Here is a 253-nt window from a genome sequence, read left to right on the forward strand (position 1 = left end):
CCCCCCCCCCCCCCCCCCCCCCCCCCCCCCCCCCCCCCCCCCCCCCCCCCCCCCTTTTCAAGCAGAAGACGGCATACGCGATTATTGCGTTCGTCTCGTGGGCTCGGAGATGTGTATAAGAGACAGGATCAGGACTGCTTTGCCCTGCAATCGCAACAACGCTGGCACGCCGCACAGCAGCAGGGCCGCTTTGCCGCGGAAATCATCCCGGTGACGCTGTCGCGTCCGCGCCAGCCGGAGCGGGTGTTTGATT

1 pseudogene is annotated in these 253 nt (G+C 67.6%); it reads left to right on the forward strand.

The features are described 5' to 3' along the window. A pseudogene (locus JHD62_RS22445) lies at positions 1 to 253 on the forward strand (hypothetical protein); the annotation flags it as partial.

The organism is Aquitalea sp. ASV11 (assembly GCF_016429185.1).
Lineage (GTDB): Bacteria > Pseudomonadota > Gammaproteobacteria > Burkholderiales > Chromobacteriaceae > Aquitalea > Aquitalea pelogenes.